Raw genomic sequence first — 22,271 nt, 5'->3', positions numbered from 1 at the left:
CAGGAGATGGATGGAATTGATCGGGATGGACGATTACCGCGCGAGAGAACGGCAGAAATCGACGATGCGTTGCGCGCCCTCGACGCATTCGGGGGTGCCCGCGACGAGCGCGATCCGGATGAAATCGCGGCCCGGGTTCGACCCGTGCGCATCGCGCGCCAGGTACGAGCCGGGCAGAACCGTCACATTATAGTCGGCGTACAGGCGGCGGGCGAACTCGGTGTCCGACAGCCCGGTGCGCGACACGTCGGCCCACAGGTAGAACGCGGCGTCGGGCAGTTTCACGTCGATCACGTCGGCGAGCATCGGCGTGACCGTATTGAACTTCTGCAGGTACAGCGCGCGGTTCTCGCGCACGTGCGCCTCGTCGTTCCACGCGGCGATGCTGGCGTGCTGCCAGACCGGCGACAGCGCCGCGCCGTGGTACGTGCGGTACAGCAGGAATTTCTTCAGCAGTGCCGCGTCGCCGGCGACGAAGCCCGAGCGCATGCCCGGCACGTTCGAGCGCTTCGACAGGCTCGACAGCATCACGAGCCGCTCGAAGCCGCGGCCGAGGCGGTGCGCGGCCTCGAGGCCGCCGAGCGGCGGCGTCGCTTCGTCGAAATAGATTTCCGAATAGCACTCGTCCGACGCGATCACGAAACCGTGGCGGTCGGACAGCGCGAACAGCTCGCGCCAGTCGTCGAGCGTCAGCACGGCGCCCGTCGGGTTGCCCGGCGAGCACACGTACAGCAGCTGCGTGCGCGCCCAGACGTCGTCGGGCACGGCCGCGTAGTCGCACGCGAAGTTGCGGGCCGGGTCGCTGTTCGCGAAATAGGGTTCGGCACCGGCCAGGAGCGCCGCGCCTTCGTAAATTTGATAGAAGGGATTCGGACAGAGTACGATCGCCTTCTCGCCGTGCCCGGACGGGCGCGCGTCGATCACGGTCTGCGCGAGCGAGAACAGCGCCTCGCGCGACCCCGACACGGGCAGCACCTGCGTGGCCGGATCGATCGCCGGCAGCCCGTAGCGGCGCTCGAGCCAGTGCGCGATCGATGTGCGCAGCGCGTCCGAGCCGGCCGTGGCCGGGTATGACGCGAGGCCGTCGAGCGCGGCCACGACGGCGTCGCGGATCAGCGCCGGGGTCGGGTGCTTGGGCTCGCCGATGCCGAAGCTGATCGGTTTGAGGTCGCCGGAGGGCGTCACGTCCTTGAACAGGGCGCGCAGCTTTTCGAAGGGATAGGGCTGGAGCGAGTCGAGTCGAGGGTTCACGGGCGAAGCGGCCATCGCGGCCGGTTGGAGCGAAAGAAGCGGCGGGCGTGCCGCGCGGCTGCGAACGGGCGCCGACGGCGCGCGGGTCGCAACGAACGATTATAGCGTGACGGAATGCGGTCACGGCCCGCCGGAACGGCGGCCGGGCCGGTCGAATAAAGGGTATCGAACCAAATGAATAACGCGGTACGCGGCAGCCTGCCGACGCTGGCCATCCTGATCGGCGCGTCGGTATGGGGCCTGATCTGGTATCCGTTGCGGATCCTCGCGTCGCTCGGCGTGACGGGCACGCTGGCGAGCGCGCTGACGAGCCTCGTCGCGTTCCTGTTCGTGATCGTCACGCGGCACCGCACGATCGCGACGCTGCGCTGGCACTGGGTGCTGCCGGGCATCGCGGTGACGGCCGGCGTGACGAACCTCGGTTTCGTATGGGGCACGATCCACGGCGAGGTGCTGCGCGTGATGCTGCTGTTCTACCTGACCCCCGCATGGACCGCGATCTACGCGCACTTCCTGCTGCGCGAGCGGCTGACCTGGGCCGGCGCGGGGCTGGCGGCGCTGTCGATCGGCGGTGCGATGCTGATGCTGTGGTCGCCGACGCTCGGCTTGCCGCTGCCGGCCAACCCGGCCGAATGGGCCGGTCTCGCGGCCGGGCTGAGTTTCGCGATGAGCAACGTGCTCGTGATCAAGGCGAGCCGCGAGCTGCCCGGGATGCGCGCGGAGATGCGCACCGCGACGCTGTTCGGCGGCGCGGCGGTATTCGGCGCGATCGCGTCGCTGTTCGAAGGGTTGCCGGCCGTGCCGGCGGGCGGCCAGCTCGGCGTCGCCGCGCTGATCGTCGCCGCGATCGGCGTGACGATGGCGGCGAACAACCTGCTCGTGCAATACGGCCTCGCGCGCGTGCCGGCGAACCGCGCGTCGATCATCATGCTGTTCGAGATCGTGATCACCGCGCTGTCGGCGTGGGTGTTCGCGAACGAGCTGCCGACCGCGCGCGAGTGGGCGGGCGGCGTGTGCATCGTGCTGGCGACGCTGCTGTCGAGCCGGGTCCATCGTGCCGCGCCGGCACCGGGCAAACCCGGCGACGGTCGGGACGGCGCACGCGCGATGGTATGATGGAAGCCGTTTGCGGGGCCCAACGCTGTATGCGCGCGGCCCCGCTTTTGAATTCCGGGGCGCGTCGCGCGCATGGGCCGTCCGGCCCTGCGCAGCACGGCCCCGTCCGTTTCACACCTTCTTCACATCCGATACCGCCGTGCGTCTGAGCTCGATCAAACTCGCTGGCTTCAAATCCTTCGTCGATCCCACGCATTTCCAGGTTCCGGGCCAGCTTGTCGGCGTGGTGGGCCCGAACGGGTGCGGCAAGTCCAACATCATCGACGCCGTGCGCTGGGTGCTCGGCGAGTCGCGCGCGTCCGAGCTGCGCGGCGAATCGATGCAGGACGTGATCTTCAACGGCTCGACCGCCCGCAAGCCCGGCAGCCGGGCAAGCGTCGAGCTGATCTTCGACAACTCCGACGGCCGCGCGGCCGGGCAGTGGGGCCAATACGGCGAAATCGCCGTGAAGCGCGTGCTGACGCGCGACGGCACGTCGAGCTACTACATCAACAACCTGCCGGCGCGCCGCCGCGACATCCAGGACATCTTCCTCGGCACCGGCCTCGGGCCGCGTGCATACGCGATCATCGGGCAGGGCATGATCGCGCGGATCATCGAGGCGAAGCCGGAAGAGCTGCGCGTGTTCCTCGAGGAAGCCGCGGGCGTGTCGAAGTACAAGGAACGCCGCCGCGAAACCGAGAACCGCCTGCACGACACGCGCGAGAACCTGACGCGCGTCGAGGACATCGTCCGCGAGCTCGGCGCGAACCTCGAGAAGCTCGAGGCGCAGGCCGTCGTCGCGACCAAGTACAAGGAACTCGTCGCCGACGGCGAGGAGAAGCAGCGCCTGTTGTGGCTGCTGCGCAAGAACGAGGCCGCCGGCGAGCAGCAGAAGCAGCAGCGCGCGATCGAACAGGCGCAGATCGACCTCGAGGCGCAGACGGCCAGGCTGCGCGAGGTCGAGTCGCAGCTCGAGACGCTGCGCGTCGCGCATTACTCGGCGAGCGACGCGATGCAGGGCGCGCAGGGCGCGCTTTACGAAGCGAATGCCGAGGTGAGCCGCCTCGAAGCCGAAATCAAGTTCATCGTCGAATCGCGCAATCGCGTGCAGGCGCAGATCGCCGCGCTGAACGCGCAGCGCGAGCAATGGCGCGCGCAGGCCGAGAAGTCGCAGGACGAGCTCGAGGACGCCGAAGAGGCGCGCGCGATGGCCGACGAGAAGGCGGCGCTCGCCGAGGACAACGCAGCCGCGAAGCACGACGCGCTGCCGGCGCTCGAGGCGAAGTGGCGCGACGCGCAGGCGCAGCTCAACGATGAGCGTGCGCGGATCGCGCAGACCGAACAGTCGCTGAAGCTCGAAGCCGCGCACCAGCGCAACGCCGACCAGCAGCTCCAGCAGCTTCAGCAGCGCCATGAGCGCCTGAAGAGCGAAGCGGGCGGGCTCGACGCACCGGACGAGGCGCAGCTCGAGGAGTTGCGCATGCAGCTCGCCGAGCAGGAAGAAATCCTCGCCGAAGCGCAGGCGCGTCTCGCCGACGCGCAGGAAACGGTGCCGCGCCTCGACGGCGAACGCCGTGCCGCGCAGGAGCGCGTGCAGGCCGAAGGCGCGCAGATCCACCAGCTCGAGGCACGCCTCGCCGCGCTGAAGCAGCTTCAGGAAAACGTGCAGACCGAAGGCAAGGTGCAGCCGTGGCTCGACAAGCACGAGCTCGGCGCGCTGCCGCGCCTGTGGAAGAAGCTGCACGTCGAAGCGGGCTGGGAAGCGGCGCTCGAAGCCGTGCTGCGCGAGCGCCTCGCCGCGCTCGAAGTGTCGAATCTCGACTGGGTCAAGGCGTTCGCCACCGATGCGCCGCCCGCGAAGCTCGCGTTCTACGCGCCGCCCGCGGCCGGCGAGCCGCTTGCGGCGGTGGCCGGGCTGCGTCCGGTGCTGTCGCTCGTGCGCATCGACGACGCGGGCATTCGCGCGGTGCTGAACGACTGGCTCGGCAACGTCTATGTCGCCGACGACGTCGCGCAGGCGCTTGCGACGCGCACGCAACTGCCGGCAGGCGGTGCATTCGTCGTCAAGGCCGGCCATATCGTTACGCGCGTCGGCGTGCAGTTGTACGCGGCCGATTCGGAGCAGGCCGGGATGCTGGCCCGCCAGCAGGAAATCGAAAACCTGACGCGCCAGGTGCGTGCGCAGGCGCTGCTCGCCGACGAGGCGCGCACGGCCGCCGTGCGCGCGGAAGCCGCGCATACGCAGGCCACGCAGGCGCTCGGCGACGTGCGCGCGCAGGCCGAGCGTGCGACGCAGCGTGTGCATGCGCTGCAGATGGACGTATTGAAGCTCGCGCAGGCGCACGAGCGCTATACGCAGCGCAGCACGCAGATCCGCGAGGAACTCGAGGAAATCGGCGCGCAAATCGAAGAACAGCGCGCGCTGCGCGCCGAGTCGGAAGCGAACTTCGAGCGCTTCGACGGCGAACTCGCGGAGCTGCAGGCACGCTTCGAGGACAACCAGCTCGCGTTCGAATCGCTCGACGAATCGCTGACGCAGGCGCGTCAGGAAGCGCGCGACCTGGAGCGCGGCGCGAACGACGCGCGCTTCGCCGCACGCAACGCGGTGACCCGGATCGACGAGCTCAAGCGCAGCATCCAGGTCGCGCACGAGCAGAGCGAGCGCGTCGCCGCATCGCTGGAAGACGCGCGTGCCGAGCTCGAGACGATCAACGAGCAGACCGCGCACACGGGCCTGCAGGACGCGCTCGAGATTCGCGCGGTGAAGGAAGAGGCGCTGCAGGCCGCGCGGATCGAGCTCGATGACCTGACCGCGAAGCTGCGCGCGTCGGACGAGCAGCGTCTCGTCGCCGAGCGTTCGCTGCAGCCGCTGCGCGACCGCATCACCGAGCTGCAGCTGAAGGAGCAGGCCGCGCGCCTGTCCGTCGAGCAGTTCGCCGAGCAGCTCGCGACGGCCGAGGTCGACGAGGCCGCGCTGAGCGAGAAGCTGACGCCGGATCTGAAACCGTCGTACCTGCAGGGCGAAGTCACGCGGCTGAACAATGCGATCAACGCGCTCGGCCCGGTGAACATGGCCGCGCTCGACGAGCTGAAGGCCGCGAGCGAGCGCAAGGTGTTCCTCGACGCGCAGTCGGCCGACCTGATCGACGCGATCACGACGCTCGAGGACGCGATCCACAAGATCGACCAGGAAACCCGCACGCTGCTGCAGGGTACCTTCGACGAGGTCAACCGCCACTTCAGCGACCTGTTCCCGCGCCTGTTCGGCGGCGGCCAGGCGAAGCTGATCATGACGGGCGACGAGATCCTCGATGCCGGCGTGCAGGTGATGGCGCAGCCGCCCGGCAAGAAGAACGCGACGATTCACCTGCTGTCGGGCGGCGAAAAAGCGCTGACCGCGACCGCGCTGGTGTTCGCGATGTTCCAGCTGAACCCGGCGCCGTTCTGTCTGCTCGACGAGGTCGACGCGCCGCTCGACGACGCGAACACCGAACGTTTCGCGAATCTCGTGCGCGCGATGTCCGACAAGACGCAGTTCCTGTTCATCTCGCACAACAAGATCGCGATGGAGATGGCGCAGCAGCTGATCGGCGTGACGATGCAGGAGCAGGGCGTGTCGCGGATCGTTGCGGTGGACATGGAAACCGCGGCGGGTTTTGCCCAGAATTGACGTTTGACGAAACCGGATCGCGTTCGCGCGGCGCATGGGCGCCCGTTCGCGGTCCCGACGAAAAAGAATTGCTGATGGAGCGTGCATGGACGAGTTGACACTCGGTTTGATCGGCGCGGGCGCCGTCGTGGTGGGCGGCGTCGTGGTCTACAACGCATGGCAGGGCGCGAAGGTGCGACGCAGGATGCCGCGCCCGATGCCGGAGGAAGCGGCCGAGGCGATGAACCGCCCCGAGCGCGACGAAGAGTTGCCGTTCATCGAGCCGGTGCGTCAGCCGGTGCGCCGCGAGCCTGCGGCACCGGTCGCCGCGGCTGCCGCGCCGGCCGAAGCCGCGCGCGTCGAGCCGACGTTCGGGGGGGCTGCCTTGGACGGCGCGGCGCCAGCGGACATGCCGGCCGATCTGCAGGCCGAGGCGACCGGCGCCGACCTGTCGCCCGAGTCGGTCGAACCGGCCGCCCGTGAAGAAGCGGTGCCAGCCTCCGCTCAGGAAGCGGCCGCCGAACCGGCCGAATCGTCCGAACCCGTGCTGCCGGCCGCGACGACGATCTCGTCGACGCCGCCCGCGATCGTCGACCGCCGGATCGACTGCATCGTGCCGATCCGCCTCGCCGGGCCGCTGCCGGGCGACAAGATCCTGCCGGCCGCGCAGCGGCTGCGCCGCGCGGGCAGCAAGCCCGTGCACATCGAAGGCAAGCCGGAAGGCGGCCAGTGGGAACTGCTGCAGAACGGCGTGCGCTACGAAGAACTGCGCGCGGCCGCGCAGCTCGCGAACCGCAGCGGCGCGCTGAACGAGCTCGAATTCTCCGAATTCGTGACGGGCGTCCAGCAGTTCGCCGACACGATCGACGGCGCACCGGAATTCCCGGACATGATGGAGACGGTGGCGATGGCGCGCGAACTCGACGCCTTTGCCGCGCAGTGCGACGCGCAACTGTCGATCAACGTGATGTCGGACGGCGCGCCGTGGTCGGCGAACTACGTGCAGGCGGTCGCGTCGCAGGACGGGCTGCTGCTGTCGCGCGACGGCACGCGTTTCGTGAAGCTCGACGCGAAGCAGAACCCCGTGTTCATGCTGCAGTTCGGCGACACGAACTTCCTGCGCGACGACCTCACGTACAAGGGCGGTAACATGATCACGCTGGTGCTCGACGTGCCGGTTGCCGAAGAGGACATCCTGCCGTTCCGGCTGATGTGCGATTACGCGAAGTCGCTGTCCGAACGGATCGGCGCGCGGGTCGTCGACGATTCGCGCCGGCCGCTGCCGGAGTCGACGCTGCTCGCGATCGAGCAGCAGTTGATGAAGCTGTACGCGAAGCTCGAGGAAGCCGGCATTCCGGCCGGTTCGCCGGTCACGCGCCGCCTCTTCAGCCAGTAACGCGATGGCGCGGACGGCGGGCTTCGGCGCCGTCGTCCGTCGTGGCAGCGCAGGCTTTTCGTGTGCGCTGCAGCACGCTGATCCGGCGCGCATTGCACGCCCCGCGGCGGCGTCAAACTGAGATAATCGGGCATCCGATTTTCTCAGAACGAATCTGCCGCCAGCATGGCCCGAACCCAAGCCGAACCGCCAGCCAGCCAGCCCGACGCGCGCGCCGCGTGGCTGCGCGACCAACTCGAGCGGGCGAACTACGCCTATTACGTACTCGACCAGCCGGATCTGCCCGACGCCGAATACGACCGGCTGTTCCGCGAACTGCAGCAGCTCGAAACCGATCATCCCGAACTCGTGACGCCCGATTCGCCGACGCAGCGCGTCGGCGGCGAAGCGGCCGGCGGCTTCACGCCGGTCGTCCACGACGCGCCGATGCTGTCGTTGAACAACGGCTTCGCCGACGAGGACATCGTCGCGTTCGACAAGCGCGTCGCCGATGCGCTCGACAAGACGACCGATCTCGCCGGCTCGGTGACGGAGCCCGTCGAATATGCGTGCGAACTGAAGTTCGACGGCCTCGCGATCTCGCTGCGCTACGAGCGCGGCGTGTTCGTGCAGGCGTCGACGCGCGGCGACGGCACGACGGGCGAGGACGTGACCGAAAACGTGCGCACGATCCGCTCGATTCCGCTGAAGCTGAAGGGCGCGAACGTGCCGGCGGTGCTCGACGTGCGCGGCGAGGTGCTGATGTTCAAGCGCGATTTCGCACGCCTGAACGAACGCCAGCGCGCGGCCGAGCAGCGCGAATTCGCGAACCCGCGCAATGCGGCGGCCGGCAGCCTGCGCCAGCTCGACTCGAAGATCACCGCGCAGCGTCCGCTGTCGTTCTTCTCGTACGGCATCGGCGTGCTCGACGGGATGCCGATGCCCGACACGCACAGCGCGCTGCTCGACTGGTACGAAGCGCTCGGCCTGCCCGTGAATCGCGAACGCGCGGTCGTGCACGGCGCCGACGGATTGCTCGGCTTCTTCCGCAAGATCGGCGAGAAGCGCGAGTCGCTGCCGTACGACATCGACGGTGTCGTCTACAAGGTCAACCGGCGCGACGAGCAGGAGCGCCTCGGCTTCGTGTCGCGCGCGCCGCGCTTCGCGCTCGCGCACAAGTTCCCCGCACAGGAAGCGCTGACGAAGCTCGTCGCGATCGACGTGCAGGTCGGCCGCACGGGCGCGATCACGCCGGTCGCGCGCCTCGAGCCGGTGTTCGTCGGCGGTGCGACCGTGACCAACGCGACGCTGCACAACGAGGACGAGGTGCGTCGCAAGGACATCCGGATCGGCGATACCGTGATCGTGCGACGCGCGGGCGACGTGATTCCCGAAGTGGTCGGCGCGCTGCTCGACCGGCGCCCGGACGATGCGGCCGAATTCGTGATGCCGACCGAATGCCCGGTGTGCGGCTCGAAGATCGAGCGCCTGCCGGACGAGGCGATCGCGCGCTGCACGGGCGGCCTGTTCTGCCCGGCACAGCGCAAGCAGGCGCTGTGGCACTTCGCGCAGCGCCGCGCGCTCGACATCGACGGGCTCGGCGAGAAGATCATCGACCAGCTCGTCGAGCTGAATCTCGTGCGCACGCCGGCCGACCTGTTCAATCTCGGTTTCGCGACGCTCGCCGAGCTCGACCGGTTCGCCGAGAAGTCCGCACAGAATTTGCTCGACTCGCTCGAGAAGGCGAAGCACACGACGCTCGCGCGCTTCATCTACGGGCTCGGTATCCGCCATGTCGGCGAATCGACCGCGAAGGATCTCGCGAAGCATTTCGGCTCGCTGACGCCGATCATGGATGCATCGATCGACGAACTGCTCGAAGTCAACGACGTCGGGCCGATCGTCGCCGAGTCGCTGCACCAGTTCTTCGCGGAAGAGCACAACCGGACCGTGATCGAACAGTTGCGCGCGCCGGGCAAGGTTACCTGGCCTGAAGGGCCGCCCGCGCCGAAGGCGCCGCAGGGCGTGCTGGCCGGCAAGACCGTCGTGCTGACGGGCACGCTGCCGACCCTCACGCGCGATGCGGCGAAGGAGATGCTCGAAGCGGCGGGCGCGAAAGTTGCGGGCTCGGTATCGAAGAAGACGGATTACGTGGTCGCGGGCGCCGAAGCCGGCAGCAAGCTCGCGAAGGCCGAGGAACTCGGCATCCCCGTGCTGGACGAAGACGGACTGCACCAACTCCTGGAGGGCAATACGCCATGATTCGCGAGATCCTGAAGATGGGCGATCCGCGCCTGCTCGAAATCGCCAAACCGGTCGAGCGGTTCGATACACCCGAGCTGCACGAGATCGTCGCGGACATGTTCGAGACGATGCACCATGCGAACGGCGCCGGGCTGGCCGCGCCGCAGATCGGCATCGGGCTGCAGCTCATCATCTTCGGCTTCGGCAACAACAACCGCTACCCGGATGCGCCGCCGGTGCCCGAGACCGTGCTGATCAACCCGAAGATCGAGTACATGCCGCCGGACATGGAAGAGGGCTGGGAAGGCTGCCTGTCGGTGCCGGGCATGCGCGGTGTCGTCAGCCGCTACGCGAAGGTGCGCTACAGCGGCTTCGACCAGTTCGGCGCGAAGATCGAGCGCGTCGCCGACGGTTTTCACGCGCGCGTGGTCCAGCATGAATACGACCACCTGATCGGCAAGCTGTATCCGATGCGGATCACCGACTTCACGCGCTTCGGCTTCACCGAGGTGCTGTTCCCGGGGCTCGATCCGGCGGAAGACGACTGACCGGGCATGCGGGGCGGCCAGCCGGCGTGCTGCCGGCACTCGTTTCGCGATGTTCGACGGCAACAAAAAACCCGCTTGCGCGGGTTTTTTGTTGCGTGGCGCACGTCGCGTGCCCGCTGTCAGAACGTCTCGTCGGCCGACAGATAGCGCCATTGCCCCTGCGGCAGCGCGCCGAGCATCACGCGGCCCATCCGCACGCGCTTGAGGCCGACCACGTCGAGACCGACCAGTTCGCACATGCGGCGGATCTGGCGCTTCTTGCCTTCGCGCAGCACGAAACGCAGTTGCTCGCCGTTCTGCCAGCTCACCATTGCGGGCTTCAATGCGACGCCGTCGAGCTCGAGGCCGTGGCGCAGCTTCGCGAGCGATTCCGCGGGGAAGTGCTGGTCGATGTCGATGAGCCGTTCGCCGAAGCGCACGCGCACCAGGTACTCCTTGTCGATGTCCGACTGCTCGCCGATCAGCTGCTTCGCGATCCGGCCGTTCTGCGTCAGCACGAGCAGGCCGGTGGAATCGATGTCGAGCCGGCCGGCCGGTGCGAGCGCGTGCAGGTGCTGCGGCGAGAAGCGCAGCGGCGAATGGTCGCCGCTCCAGTGGTTCCCGCGCGTGATCAGCACGGCCGCGGGCTCGTAGCCGTCTTCCGCCTGACCCGATACATAGCCGACCGGCTTGTGCAGCAGGATCGTCACCTGCGCGGCCTGCGCGGCGCTTGCGCGTTCGTCGATCTCGATTTTCTGGTCGGCGCGCACCTTGGTGCCGAGCGTGTCGATGCGTTCGCCGTCGACGAGCACCCAGCCTTTTTCGATCCACTCGTCGGCTTCGCGGCGCGAGCACATGCCGAGCTCGGACATCCGCTTCGACAGGCGCATCAGGCCCGTTTCATCACCGTAATCGGTGTCGGCAGCCTGGCGCTTGACGGGTTGCGCGGTCTTCAGGCCCGCGCCGGACGTGCGGCGCTCGCCGTCACGTGCGGGGCGAGCCGGACGGTCGCCGAAGCTGCGTTTCGCACCTTCGCCGGCTGCCTTGTCGCGATAGGGTGTGCGCTTGGTGTCGTCAGCACTTGCGCGGCGCGGCCGTGCATCGTCGTCACTGCGACGGGCCGGGCGATCGGACGACGTACGGCGGTCGTCGAAGCTGCGCTTCGCGCCTTCGCCGGCTGCCTTGTCGCGATAGGGCGTGCGCTTGGCGTCGTCGGCGCCTGCGCGGCGCGGCCGTGCATCGTCGTCGCTGCGACGGGGCGGGCGGTCGGACGACGTACGGCGGTCATCGAAGCTGCGTTTCGCACCTTCGCCGGCTGCCTTGTCGCGATAGGGTGCGCGTGCGCCGCCTTCGGCACCTGCGCGGCGCGGCCGTGCGTCGTCGTCGCCGCGACGGGGCGGGCGGTCCGAAGGCGGACGGCGGTCGCCGAAGCTGCGCTTCGCGCCTTCGCCGGCTGCCTTGTCGCGATAGGGCGCGCGCGTGCCGCCTTCTGCGCCTGCGCGGCGCGGCCGTGCATCGTCGTCGCTGCGACGAGCCGGGCGATCTGACGATGAGCGACGGTCGTCGAAACTGCGCTTCGCGCCTTCGCCGGCTGCCTTGTCGCGATAGGGTGCGCGTGCGCCGCCTTCGGCACCTGCGCGGCGCGGCCGTGCATCATCGTCGCTGCGACGGGGCGGGCGGTCGGACGACGAGCGACGGTCGTCGAAACTGCGCTTCGCGCCTGCGCCGGTTGCGTTGTCACGATAGGGCGCGCGCGCGCCGCCTTCGGCACCCGCGCGGCGCGGCCGCGCATCGGCGTCGCTGCGTCGCGGCGGGCGCGAGTCGGGCTTGCCGTCAGCGCTGCGATAGCCGCGATCGGCGCCGCCGTCGCGCGGCGCACGCTTGGCCGTTGCGCGATCCGCGCCCGGGCGCTCGGCGCCCGCGGCACCGCGCGGCTTGAACGTGCGTTCGCCGGCGGCTGCCGGGCCCGACGCCTTTTTCGGGCGGGCCGGCTTGTCTGCCGCGGGCGGCGCGGCGGGGCGCACCGCCTTGCGGGCGACGTGGCTGCCGGAGCGGACAGGTGCGCGGGTCGGCGACGCCGGCCGCGGATTCTTGACGGTCAATTTGGTGCGCATAAACGCTGGGATTCATTCAGACTGCGATCGCACGCAGCAATTCGGTTTCGAGCTGGATCTGCAGGCGGTTGTCGGACAAGCCGGCACCCGCGAGCAGGAAGATGTCCTCGACGCGTTCGCCGAGCGTATTGATCCGCGCCGCGTGGACGCCGATCCGATGCTCGGCGAGTACGCGCGCGATCGAATAGAGAAGGCCCGGCCGGTCGTTGGCGGACACGGACAGGATGTAGTACTGACCGCGCTCGTCGGCCCGCAGGTCGACGCGCGGCGTGATCGGAAAGGTTCGGGACAGCCTCGACAGGCGGCCCTTGGACGGCTCCGGCAGCGGTGCGGTTTCGGCGAGCCGCGTCGCGAGCTGCTGTTCGACGAGATTCGCGATGTCGCGGTACCGCACGTCGCGTTCGGTCTGCGTGACGATGAAGTTGTCGAGTGCATAACCATGCCGCGTCGTGCTGACGCGCGCATCGAGCACCGACAGCCCGTTGCGGTCGAAATACGCGCAGATGCCCGCGAACAGGTCGGGGCGGTCCTTCACGTACACGAGCACCTGCAGCGCGTCGCCGATCGGCGACGGTCGCGCGCGGACGATCGCGGTTTCGGCGTTCACGTGCCGGTACAGCACACGCGTCTGCCATGCGATATCGGCCGCATCGTGACGCAGGAAGAAGCCGACGTCGAGCTGATCCCACAGCGCGCGGTGCGCGTCGTCGGGCACGGTCTCGAGGCGCAGCAGCGCGAGCGCCTGTTCCTGCCGCGACTTCAGCTCCGAATGCGCGTCGGGGTTCGCGCCGCCGAGCACCGCGAGCGTGATGCGGTACAGATCCTCGAGCAGCTTGCCCTTCCACGTGTTCCACACCTTCGGGCTCGTGCCGCGGATATCGGCGACGGTCAGCAGGTAGAGCGCGGTGAGGCGCCGTTCGTTGCCGACGAGTTCGGCGAAGCGCTTGATGACTTCGGGGTCGCTCGTGTCCTGCTTCTGCGCGACCTGGCTCATCGTCAGGTGATGCTGGACGAGCCACACGATCAGCGCCGCGTCGTCGCCGGCGATCTCGTGTTCGCGGCAGAAGCGCCGCGCATCGGCCATCCCGAGCGTCGAGTGGTCGCCGCCGCGGCCCTTCGCGATGTCGTGGAACAGCGCCGCGACATACAGCACCCACGGACGGTCGAAGTTGCCGATCAACTGGCTGCAGAACGGGTATTCGTGCGCATGCTCGGCGACCGCGAAGCGGCGGATGTTGCGCAACACCATCAGGATGTGCTGATCGACCGTGTACACGTGGTACAGGTCGTGCTGCATCTGGCCGACGATGCGGCGGAAGTTCAGCAGATAGCGGCCGAGCACGCTCGTCTGGTTCATCAGCCGGAACGCGTGCGTGATCCCTTCGGGCTGTTGCAGGATCCGCATGAACGTGTGGCGGTTCTGCGGATCGCGGCGCCACGCGTTGTTCATGATTTCGCGCGAGTTGTACAGCGCGCGCAGCGTGCGCGCGGACAGGCCCTTCACGCCGCGGGTCGTTTCGTACAGCAGGAACGCTTCGAGGATCGCATCGGGATGGCGTTCGAACACGCCGTCGTCGACGATCTCGAGCATCCCCTGCTTCTCGACGAAGCGGTCGGGCGACAGCACGCGCGTGATGCCGCTCGTTGCGGGGAAGAGCTGCGCCTCGATGTTCTGGATCAGGATCGTCGCGAGCTGCGTGACGGCTTTCGCGGCCCAGTAATAGCGGCGCATCAGTTGCTCGCTCGCGCGCTTGGCCTGCGTCGGCTGGTAGCCGAAGCTCTCGGCGGCCTGCGTCTGCAGGTCGAAGACGAGCATGTCCTGGCGGCGGCCGGCGATCACGTGCAGCCGTGCGCGCAGCGTCTTCAGGAAACCCTCGTTGCGGCGCAGCTCGCGCGCTTCGCGATCGGTGATGAGGCCGCGCGTGTCGAGCTCGCGCCAGCTGCTGCCGAAACCCGCCGCGCGCGCGATCCACAGGATCGTCTGCAGGTCGCGCAGCCCGCCGGGGCTTTCCTTCACGTTAGGTTCGAGGCTGTACGGCGTGTCCTGGAACTTCGCGTGGCGCTGGCGCATCTCGAGCACCTTCGCGGTGAAGAACGCGCGGGCGTCGAGCGCCTCGTGGTAGCGCACCGTGAAGCGCTCGAACAGCGCGGTGCTGCCGACGATGCGGCGCGCTTCCAGCAGCGAGGTTTGCACCGTGACGTCCTGCGATGCCTCCTCGATGCATTGCGCGACCGTGCGCACGCTGCTGCCGATCTCGAGGCCGAGATCCCATGCCATCCCGATGAAACGCTCGATGCGCGGGTCGAGCGCCGGGTCGTGCGCATCGGGCAGCAGCACGAGTATGTCGACGTCGGAATAGGGGGCGAGCTCGCCGCGCCCGTAGCCGCCGACGGCGACGAGCGCGAGCGTCGCCGGCAGCCCGCAATCGTCCCACACGCGCTTCAGCGCGTCGTCGGTGAGTTTCGACTGCGCGTGCATCAGCGACGCGACGTTCGTCGCGCGGCGAAAGCGCTCGAGCATGTCGGCCTTGGCGGCCTTGAATCCGGCGCGCCGCGACAGCGCGTCGGGCGACGGGGCGGCGTGAGCGCTCATGTGCGGCCGTTCAGTTGGGGGCGGGGCGGGCTGGCGCGACGGCGCTCAGACTGCGGCGGCCGGTTGCGCGAATACGGGGCGCGCCGGCGTGCCGGCCGACACGGTCAGCACGTCGTAGCCGGTTTCGGTGACGAGCACCGTGTGCTCCCACTGCGCGGACAGGCTGCGGTCGCGCGTCTTGACCGTCCACTGGTCGGGCATCGTGCGGATGTCGCGCTTGCCGGCGTTGATCATCGGCTCGATCGTGAAGATCATTCCGGGCTTCAGCTCGATGCCCGTGCCCGGACGGCCATAGTGGACGACCTGCGGATCCTCGTGGAACACCGTACCGATGCCGTGGCCGCAGTATTCGCGCACGACGCTGTAGCCCTGCGCTTCCGCATGCTTCTGGATCGCGTGGCCGATGTCGCCGAGGTGCGCGCCGGGCTTGACCTGGTCGATGCCGAGCCACATGCACTCGTAGGTGGTCTGCACGAGGCGCTTCGCGAGGATCGAGCCCTCGCCGACGATGAACATCCGGCTCGTGTCGCCGAAGTAGCCGTTCTTGATCACGGTAATGTCGATGTTCAGCGCGTCGCCGTTCTTGATCACCTTCTCGCCGGGAATGCCGTGGCAGATCACGTCGTTGACCGAAATGCAGGTGGCCTTCGGGTACGGCGGATAGCCGGGCGGCTGGTAGTTCAGCGGCGCGGGGATCGTGCCCTGTTCGTTGAGCATGAACTCGTGGCAGAGGCGATCGAGTTCGGCGGTCGTGACGCCCGCGACGACGTGCGGCGTGATGAAGTCGAGCACTTCGCTCGCGAGACGGCAGGCGACGCGCATCTCGGCGATATCGTGTTCGTTTTTGAGCGTAATAGTCATCGAGGTATGCCTGGAATGCGGTGAATTGATGGATTATCGCACCTTATGGCGGGCGTCGCAGCCCCTGCCGGCCGTGCCGATGCGGGTTTTCGAGGATTGTCCGGCCGGCTGCCGCGCGGCAAGCGAAAGTGGCGGGCGACTTGAGGGCCGACAAATCGGCGTGCTATACTCTTTGGCTAAGTCGATATCCAAATGCCGAGTTTGCCCCAAGTTGGGGCGGCATCGCGGTGACAGGCTTACGGCACGGGCGTTTTGCACGTGCCGAATCGCAAGCCGGCGCAACCAGGGTGCCGGCCGCGCAGAATTCGTTGCCTTTCGGAGTAATTCGGGGCAGGTTCGCGCGGCGGTACGGCGGCCGGCTTAAGACCCAACCCTCGTGGAGAATTCACATGGCAGTTACGATGCGCCAAATGCTGGAAGCGGGTGTCCACTTCGGTCACCAGACGCGCTTCTGGAACCCGAAGATGGCACCGTTCATTTTCGGTCACCGCAACAAGATTCACATCATCAACCTCGAAAAGACGCTGCCGATGTTCACGGACGCACAGAAGTACGTGCGCCAGCTGGCAGCGAACCGCGGCACGATCCTGTTCGTCGGTACGAAGCGCCAGTCGCGCGACACGATCGCCCAGGAAGCGCAGCGCGCGGGCATGCCGTACGTCAACGCACGCTGGCTCGGCGGCATGATGACCAACTTCAAGACGCTGAAGGTGTCGATCAAGCGCCTGAAGGACATGGAAGCGGCCGTCGAATCGGGCGAAACCGAGAAGATGAGCAAGAAGGAAGCGCTGCTGTTCGAACGTGAAATCGCCAAGCTGCAGAAGTCGATCGGCGGCGTGAAGGACATGGGCGGCATTCCGGACGCGATCTTCGTCGTCGACGTCGGCTACCACAAGATTGCCGTCACCGAAGCGAACAAGCTGGGCGTGCCGGTCATCGCCGTGGTCGATACGAACCACTCGCCGGAAGGTGTGGACTACGTGATCCCGGGCAACGACGACTCGAGCAAGGCAGTCGCGCTGTACGCGGAAGGCGTGGCCGACGCGATCCTGGAAGGCCGTGCGAACGCGGTCAACGAAGTGGTCCAGGCAGCACGCGGCGACGACGAGTACGTCGAGGAAAACGCGTAACTGGCCCCGAGCCGGCGCAAAAAGGGGGCTCTCAACAGGCCCCCTTTTTTTAAGCTTGTGCGCCGGACCTGATCGCGCCGAAGCGGCGCGGGTCCGGAAACGAATCTCGGCCGTTCGCGTCCAAGCGGGCGGCGTTGTGAATACAGACTCAAGGAGCGAATGATGGCGGCAATTACCGCAAGCATGGTGGCAGAACTGCGCGCAAAGACCGACGCACCGATGATGGAGTGCAAGAAGGCGCTGACGGAAGCCGACGGCGATCTGGCCAAGGCTGAAGAGCTGCTGCGCGTCAAGCTCGGCAACAAGGCGAGCAAGGCGGCATCGCGCGTGACGGCCGAAGGCGTCGTCGCATCGTTCGTCGGCGGCAACGCAGGCGCGCTGGTCGAACTGAACTGCGAAACCGACTTCGTCGCGAAGAACGACGACTTCCTCGCATTCTCGAAGACGGTCGCCGAACTCGTCGCGACGCAGAACCCGGCCGACGTGGCCGCGCTGTCGGCACTGCCGCTCGAGGGCTCGACGGTCGACGCAGTGCGCCTGGCACTGATCGGCAAGATCGGCGAGAACGTGTCGATCCGCCGTTTCGTCCGCTTCGAAACCGCGAACAAGATCGCAACGTACCTGCACGGCGCGCGCATCGGCGTGATCGTCGAGTACACGGGTGCGGACGAGCAGGTCGGCAAGGACGTCGCGATGCACATCGCGGCAATGAAGCCGGTCGCGCTGTCGTCGGCCGACGTGCCGGCCGAGCTGATCGACACGGAACGCCGCGTGGCCGAGCAGAAGGCTGCAGAATCGGGCAAGCCGGCCGAGATCGTCGCGAAGATGGTCGACGGTAGCGTCCAGAAGTACCTGAAGGAAGTGTCGCTGCTGAACCAGACGTTCGTGAAGAACGACAAGCAGACGATCGAGCAGATGCTGAAGGCGGCGGATTCCGCCGTGCAGAAGTTCGCGCTGTTCGTCGTCGGCGAAGGCATCGAGAAGCGCCAGGACGACTTCGCCGCCGAAGTGGCCGCGCAAGTCGCAGCAGCAAAGCAGCAGTAAGCAGTCAGGCAGTACCCGCGGCGGGCGTCCGCTCCGCCGCGGCCGGCGGCGCCGCCGGCCGGCCGGGAACCCCGGTCCGACCGTCGGTGCTTGCCCGAATCAGTATTTCGCCCCTACAGTTCGTGGTTGTCATCCTCTCGTCGCTCGGAAGCCCCTATGTCCAATGCCTATAAACGCGTCCTCCTCAAACTCTCCGGCGAAGCGCTGATGGGCGACGATGCCTTCGGCATCAATCGCGCGACGATCGAACGGATGGTGGCCGATATCGCCGAAGTCGTGCGTCTCGGTACGCAGCTGGCGGTCGTGATCGGTGGCGGTAATATTTTCCGCGGTGTCGCGGGCGGCGCGGCCGGCATGGACCGTGCGACCGCCGACTACATGGGGATGCTCGCGACGATGATGAACGCGCTGGCGCTGCAGGACGCGATGCGCCACGCCGGCATCGAGGCGCGCGTGCAATCCGCGCTGCGGATGGACCAGGTCGTCGAGCCGTACATCCGGCCGCGCGCGATCCGCCAGCTCGAGGAAGGCCGCGTCGTGATCTTCGCGGCCGGCACCGGCAACCCGTTCTTCACGACGGACACCGCCGCGGCGCTGCGCGGTTCGGAAGTGGGCGCCGAGGTCGTACTGAAGGCGACCAAGGTCGATGGCGTATATTCTGCCGATCCGAAGAAGGATCCGTCGGCCACGCGCTACACGACGATCAGCTTCGACGAGGCGATCAGCCGCAACCTGCAGGTGATGGACGCGACGGCGTTTGCGCTGTGCCGCGACCAGAAGCTGCCGATTCGCGTGTTTTCGATCAACAAGCCGGGCGCGCTCAAGCGCATCGTGCTGGGCGAGGACGAAGGTACGCTCGTCCACGTGTAAACTCCCGCGGATGCGGGTCAATGGCCGCGGCGCGCAGGATGCGCCGTGCGGGGCCCGCGTTCTTTGAAGGTTTGAAGGTTCGGAGGTTGAAATGAGTGTCGCTGATACCAAGAAGGGCGTCGAGCAAAAGATGCAGCGCTCGATCGAAGCGTTCAAGAACGATCTGGCAAAGATCCGTACGGGCCGTGCGCACACCGGTCTGCTCGATCACGTGCAGGTCGACTACTACGGGTCGATGGTGCCGATCTCGCAGGTCGCGAACCTGACGCTGGTCGACGCGCGCACGATCGGCGTGCAGCCGTGGGAAAAGAACATGGTCGCGAAGGTCGAGAAGGCCATCCGCGAAGCCGATCTGGGCCTGAACCCGGCAACGGCCGGCGACCTGATCCGCGTGCCGATGCCCGCGCTGACGGAAGAGCGCCGCCGCGAGCTGACGAAAGTCGTCAAGAGCGAAGGCGAAACGGCCAAGGTCGCGATCCGCAACCTGCGCCGCGACGCGAACGAAGCGCTCAAGAAGCTCGTGAAGGACAAGGAAATCTCGGAAGACGACGAGCGCCGTGCGAGCGACGACGTGCAGAAGCTGACCGACAAGCACGTCGCCGAAATCGACAAGCTCGTGCAGACCAAGGAAGCCGAGATCATGACGGTCTGACGACCGTCCTCGCGCGCCGCCTTCTTCCCGCATTACTGTCTCAACGGCCATGACCTATACCAGCTCTACCGTTCGCGTGCCTGACGTCGGCGTCGTGCCGCGTCACATCGCGATCATCATGGACGGCAACGGCCGTTGGGCAACCGAACGCCGCTTGCCGCGCGTCGCGGGGCATACCCGCGGCGTCGATGCCGTGCGGGCGGTGGTCGAAGGCTGCGCACGCGCCGGCGTCGAATACCTGACGCTGTTCGCGTTCAGTTCGGAAAACTGGCGCCGGCCGAACGACGAAGTGTCGTTCCTGATGCGGCTCTTCATCACCGCGCTCGAGCGCGAGGTGGGCAAGCTGCATGCGAACGGGATCCGCCTGCGTGTCGTCGGCGATCTCGAGCGCTTCGAGCCGCGCATCCGCGAACTGATTCGCCGCGCCGAGACCAAGACGGCGCGCAACACCCGTCTTACGCTCACCATCGCTGCCAACTACGGCGGCCGGTGGGACATCCTGCAGGCGACGAAGAAGCTCGTCGAGCAGGCCGTGCGCGAGGGTCGCGAGGTCGAAGTGACCGAGGACGCATTCGCGCCGCACCTGGCGATGGCCTATGCGCCGGAGCCCGATCTCTTCATCCGCACCGGCGGCGAGCAGCGCGTCAGCAACTTCCTGCTGTGGCAGCTCGCGTACGCCGAATTCTATTTCACCGACAAATACTGGCCGGATTTCGACGGCGCGGCACTGGCCGACGCGATGGCATCGTATACCGAGCGCGAGCGCCGTTTCGGGCGCACGAGCGCACAGCTCGAACCACAATCGCAGAACGCCGACTCCCTTTCATGCTGAAAACCCGTGTGATCACGGCGATCGTGATGCTGGCAGTGCTGCTGCCGGTGACGCTGTTCGCGCCGCTCGCCGCGTTCGGCGCGCTGATCGGCGTCGTGCTCGTGTTCGCCGCATGGGAATGGGCGCGCCTGCTGAAGCTCGGCGGCGCGGGCCCGGTCGTCTATGCGGTCGTCGCGGCGCTCGCGCTGGCGGCCACCATGCCGCTCGGCATCGATGCGACTGCGTCCCGGCCCCTTTTCATGGCGGCCGGCGTGTTCTGGCTGCTGGTCGGCCCGTTCGCGCTGCGGCGCAAGCCCGAACTTGCGGGCGGCGTCTGGCGGCCGTTCCTGCTGGCGGCCGGGTTGATCGTGTTCGCGGCCTGCTGGCATGCGCTCGTCGCGGCGCGCGCGCAGGGCGTGCCGTTCGTGCTGTCGCTGCTTCTGGTCGTCTGGCTGGCCGATATCGGCGCATACTTCGCGGGCAAGGCCTTCGGAAAGCGTAAACTGGCCATTACGATCAGTCCCGGCAAGAGCTGGGAAGGCGCGATCGGCGGCTGGCTTGCGGTGATGGTCGTCGCCGGTGTCGCGACGGCCGCGCATGCTTTCGAGCCGACCCTGTTTTCCGCATTCGCCGTGCGCTACGGAATGCCCGGTGCGTGGGCCGCGCTGACGCTGCTGGTTGCGTACAGCGTGATCGGCGACCTGTTCGAGTCGCTGCTGAAGCGGCAGGCCGGTGTGAAGGATTCGAGCGGACTGCTGCCCGGCCATGGCGGCGTGCTCGACCGTGTCGACGCGCTGCTGCCGGTGCTGCCGCTCGCGATGCTGCTGCTTGGTTAAACCATTATCTCTGTTATGCAAAAACGTCTGACATTGCTCGGTTCTACGGGCTCGATCGGAGACAGCACGCTCGACGTGGTCGCGCGCCATCCCGAGCGTTTCTCGGTCTACGCGCTGACCGCGCACCGCAACGGCGACAAGCTCGTCGAGCAGTGCCTGCGCTTCGCGCCTGAAGTGGCGGTGGTCGGCGATGCCGCGACGGCCGCGCACGTCGAAGCGAAACTGCGCGCGGCGGGCAGCAAGACGATCGTGCTGCACGGGCCGCAGGCGCTCGTCGACGTGTCGACGAGCGACGGCTGCGACACGGTGGTCGCGGCGATCGTCGGCGCGGCAGGCCTCGCGCCGAGCCTCGCGGCCGCGCGTGCCGGCAAGCGGATCCTGCTCGCGAACAAGGAAGCGCTCGTGATGTCGGGCGCGATCTTCATGGACGCCGTGCGCGACCATGGCGCGATCCTGCTGCCGGTCGACAGCGAACACAACGCGATCTTCCAGTGCATGCCGCGCGATGCGGGCGAGCACGGCGGGATCTCGAAGATCATCCTGACCGCGTCGGGCGGCCCGTTCCGCACGCGCGAGCCGGCCACGCTCGTCGACGTTACGCCGGACGAGGCGTGCAAGCACCCGAACTGGGTGATGGGCCGCAAGATCTCGGTCGATTCCGCGACGATGATGAACAAGGGTCTCGAGGTGATCGAGGCGCACTGGATCTTCGGGCTGCCGGGCGACCGGATCGACGTGCTGATCCATCCGCAGAGCGTGATCCATTCGCTCGTGTCGTACCGCGACGGCTCGGTGCTCGCGCAGCTCGGCAACCCCGACATGCGCACGCCGATCGCGCATGCGCTCGCGTTTCCCGATCGCGTCGATGCGGGCGTCGACCAGCTCGATCTCGCGCAGATCGCGCAGCTGTCGTTCGAGAAGCCCGATTACGCGCGCTTCCCGTGCCTCGCGCTCGCGCTGAAGGCGCTTGAGGAAGGCGGCATCGCGAGCGCCGCATTGAACGCGGCGAACGAAGTTGCGGTCGAAGCGTTTCTCGAGCGCCGGATCGGCTTCATGGCGATCGCGGCGACGGTCGACGCAGTGCTCAACGCGCTGCCGAACCGTGCACCCGACGGGCTCGACGACGTCCTGGCGGCGGATGCCGAGGCACGCCGCCTCGCCGCCGCGATCATTGCAAAAGCGCCTGCGCCCCGCGTGGAGCGTACTGTCTGAATGG

At 67.7% G+C, this 22,271-nt stretch carries 16 protein-coding genes; 12 read left to right on the top strand and 4 right to left on the bottom strand.

The window, feature by feature from the left end:
- Positions 1 to 33: 33 nt before the first annotated feature.
- Positions 34 to 1,266: a succinyldiaminopimelate transaminase gene (dapC, locus tag FPJ27_RS29470; RefSeq protein ID WP_072437082.1), complete on the bottom strand. Its 1,233-nt coding sequence runs from the start codon at positions 1,264 to 1,266 to the stop codon at positions 34 to 36.
- Positions 1,267 to 1,425: 159 nt separating this feature from the next.
- On the opposite strand from dapC, the gene FPJ27_RS29465 reads away from it, so the two are divergent.
- From FPJ27_RS29465 to def, 5 genes are all read left to right on the top strand, one after another.
- Complete coding sequence (locus FPJ27_RS29465) at positions 1,426 to 2,367, top strand: DMT family transporter (protein WP_204423682.1); 942 nt, start codon at positions 1,426 to 1,428, stop codon at positions 2,365 to 2,367.
- Positions 2,368 to 2,506: 139 nt separating this feature from the next.
- Positions 2,507 to 6,019 (top strand): chromosome segregation protein SMC, encoded by a 3,513-nt coding sequence (smc, locus tag FPJ27_RS29460; RefSeq protein WP_204423681.1) that lies wholly within the window; start codon positions 2,507 to 2,509, stop codon positions 6,017 to 6,019.
- A gap of 85 nt (positions 6,020 to 6,104) precedes the next feature.
- On the top strand, positions 6,105 to 7,394 hold the full coding sequence (locus tag FPJ27_RS29455; RefSeq protein WP_072437085.1) for a cell division protein ZipA C-terminal FtsZ-binding domain-containing protein: 1,290 nt from the start codon (positions 6,105 to 6,107) through the stop codon (positions 7,392 to 7,394).
- Positions 7,395 to 7,559: 165 nt separating this feature from the next.
- Positions 7,560 to 9,635: an NAD-dependent DNA ligase LigA gene (gene ligA, locus FPJ27_RS29450; RefSeq protein WP_072437086.1), complete on the top strand. Its 2,076-nt coding sequence runs from the start codon at positions 7,560 to 7,562 to the stop codon at positions 9,633 to 9,635.
- A complete protein-coding gene (def, locus tag FPJ27_RS29445; RefSeq protein ID WP_072437087.1) occupies positions 9,632 to 10,165 on the top strand; it encodes a peptide deformylase in 534 nt (177 codons plus the stop codon). Before ligA ends, def begins: the two co-directional genes overlap by 4 nt.
- A gap of 119 nt (positions 10,166 to 10,284) precedes the next feature.
- On the opposite strand, the gene FPJ27_RS29440 is transcribed toward def, so the two are convergent.
- From FPJ27_RS29440 to map, 3 genes are read right to left on the bottom strand one after another with little or no spacing between them, the layout of a single operon-like run.
- A complete protein-coding gene (locus FPJ27_RS29440) occupies positions 10,285 to 12,258 on the bottom strand; it encodes a pseudouridine synthase (protein ID WP_204423678.1) in 1,974 nt (657 codons plus the stop codon).
- Positions 12,259 to 12,274: 16 nt separating this feature from the next.
- On the bottom strand, positions 12,275 to 14,851 hold the full coding sequence (locus FPJ27_RS29435) for a [protein-PII] uridylyltransferase (RefSeq protein WP_204423676.1): 2,577 nt from the start codon (positions 14,849 to 14,851) through the stop codon (positions 12,275 to 12,277).
- A 45-nt stretch (positions 14,852 to 14,896) separates the two neighbouring features.
- Entirely contained in the window at positions 14,897 to 15,712 is an 816-nt protein-coding gene (gene map, locus FPJ27_RS29430; protein ID WP_072437089.1) for a type I methionyl aminopeptidase, read from the bottom strand.
- Between the two features lie 389 nt (positions 15,713 to 16,101).
- Here map and rpsB point away from each other — a divergent pair, with 389 nt between their 5' ends.
- The 7 genes from rpsB (at position 16,102) to FPJ27_RS29395 (ending at position 22,267) form a co-directional block, all read left to right on the top strand.
- Positions 16,102 to 16,842, top strand: coding sequence for a 30S ribosomal protein S2 (gene rpsB / locus FPJ27_RS29425; RefSeq protein WP_011352461.1), 741 nt, complete (start codon positions 16,102 to 16,104; stop codon positions 16,840 to 16,842).
- Positions 16,843 to 17,004: 162 nt separating this feature from the next.
- Positions 17,005 to 17,886, top strand: a complete 882-nt coding sequence (tsf, locus tag FPJ27_RS29420; protein ID WP_072437256.1) for a translation elongation factor Ts — start codon at positions 17,005 to 17,007, stop codon at positions 17,884 to 17,886.
- Between the two features lie 156 nt (positions 17,887 to 18,042).
- Positions 18,043 to 18,756 (top strand): UMP kinase, encoded by a 714-nt coding sequence (pyrH, locus tag FPJ27_RS29415; RefSeq protein WP_006402648.1) that lies wholly within the window; start codon positions 18,043 to 18,045, stop codon positions 18,754 to 18,756.
- 91 nt (positions 18,757 to 18,847) lie between these two features.
- Positions 18,848 to 19,408 carry a ribosome recycling factor gene (gene frr / locus FPJ27_RS29410; RefSeq protein ID WP_021159105.1) on the top strand — a complete coding sequence of 187 codons (561 nt, stop codon included), beginning with the start codon at positions 18,848 to 18,850 and terminating at the stop codon, positions 19,406 to 19,408.
- A 49-nt stretch (positions 19,409 to 19,457) separates the two neighbouring features.
- Positions 19,458 to 20,240: a polyprenyl diphosphate synthase gene (gene uppS / locus FPJ27_RS29405; RefSeq protein WP_034207662.1), complete on the top strand. Its 783-nt coding sequence runs from the start codon at positions 19,458 to 19,460 to the stop codon at positions 20,238 to 20,240.
- Positions 20,234 to 21,055 (top strand): phosphatidate cytidylyltransferase, encoded by an 822-nt coding sequence (locus FPJ27_RS29400; protein ID WP_204423673.1) that lies wholly within the window; start codon positions 20,234 to 20,236, stop codon positions 21,053 to 21,055. The genes uppS and FPJ27_RS29400 overlap by 7 nt, the downstream gene beginning before the upstream one ends.
- Positions 21,056 to 21,070: 15 nt before the next feature.
- Positions 21,071 to 22,267 carry a 1-deoxy-D-xylulose-5-phosphate reductoisomerase gene (locus FPJ27_RS29395; RefSeq protein ID WP_072437091.1) on the top strand — a complete coding sequence of 399 codons (1,197 nt, stop codon included), beginning with the start codon at positions 21,071 to 21,073 and terminating at the stop codon, positions 22,265 to 22,267.
- Positions 22,268 to 22,271 lie beyond the last annotated feature (4 nt).

Origin of the sequence: Burkholderia sp. MS455 (assembly GCF_016899445.1) — a bacterium.
GTDB classification, from domain to species: Bacteria; Pseudomonadota; Gammaproteobacteria; order Burkholderiales; family Burkholderiaceae; genus Burkholderia; species Burkholderia pyrrocinia_C.
Note: the sequence above shows the minus strand (reverse complement) of the source record. Positions and strands in the feature narration are given on the sequence as shown.

Coding starts and splice junctions, on each gene's coding strand:
- dapC (WP_072437082.1), bottom strand. CDS start 1,266: ATGGCCGCTTCGCCCGTGAACCCTCGACTCGACTCGCTCCAGCCCTAT.
- FPJ27_RS29465 (WP_204423682.1), top strand. CDS start 1,426: ATGAATAACGCGGTACGCGGCAGCCTGCCGACGCTGGCCATCCTGATC.
- FPJ27_RS29455 (WP_072437085.1), top strand. CDS start 6,105: ATGGACGAGTTGACACTCGGTTTGATCGGCGCGGGCGCCGTCGTGGTG.
- ligA (WP_072437086.1), top strand. CDS start 7,560: ATGGCCCGAACCCAAGCCGAACCGCCAGCCAGCCAGCCCGACGCGCGC.
- def (WP_072437087.1), top strand. CDS start 9,632: ATGATTCGCGAGATCCTGAAGATGGGCGATCCGCGCCTGCTCGAAATC.
- FPJ27_RS29440 (WP_204423678.1), bottom strand. CDS start 12,258: ATGCGCACCAAATTGACCGTCAAGAATCCGCGGCCGGCGTCGCCGACC.
- FPJ27_RS29435 (WP_204423676.1), bottom strand. CDS start 14,851: ATGAGCGCTCACGCCGCCCCGTCGCCCGACGCGCTGTCGCGGCGCGCC.
- map (WP_072437089.1), bottom strand. CDS start 15,712: ATGACTATTACGCTCAAAAACGAACACGATATCGCCGAGATGCGCGTC.
- rpsB (WP_011352461.1), top strand. CDS start 16,102: ATGGCAGTTACGATGCGCCAAATGCTGGAAGCGGGTGTCCACTTCGGT.
- tsf (WP_072437256.1), top strand. CDS start 17,005: ATGGCGGCAATTACCGCAAGCATGGTGGCAGAACTGCGCGCAAAGACC.
- pyrH (WP_006402648.1), top strand. CDS start 18,043: ATGTCCAATGCCTATAAACGCGTCCTCCTCAAACTCTCCGGCGAAGCG.
- frr (WP_021159105.1), top strand. CDS start 18,848: ATGAGTGTCGCTGATACCAAGAAGGGCGTCGAGCAAAAGATGCAGCGC.
- uppS (WP_034207662.1), top strand. CDS start 19,458: ATGACCTATACCAGCTCTACCGTTCGCGTGCCTGACGTCGGCGTCGTG.
- FPJ27_RS29400 (WP_204423673.1), top strand. CDS start 20,234: ATGCTGAAAACCCGTGTGATCACGGCGATCGTGATGCTGGCAGTGCTG.
- FPJ27_RS29395 (WP_072437091.1), top strand. CDS start 21,071: ATGCAAAAACGTCTGACATTGCTCGGTTCTACGGGCTCGATCGGAGAC.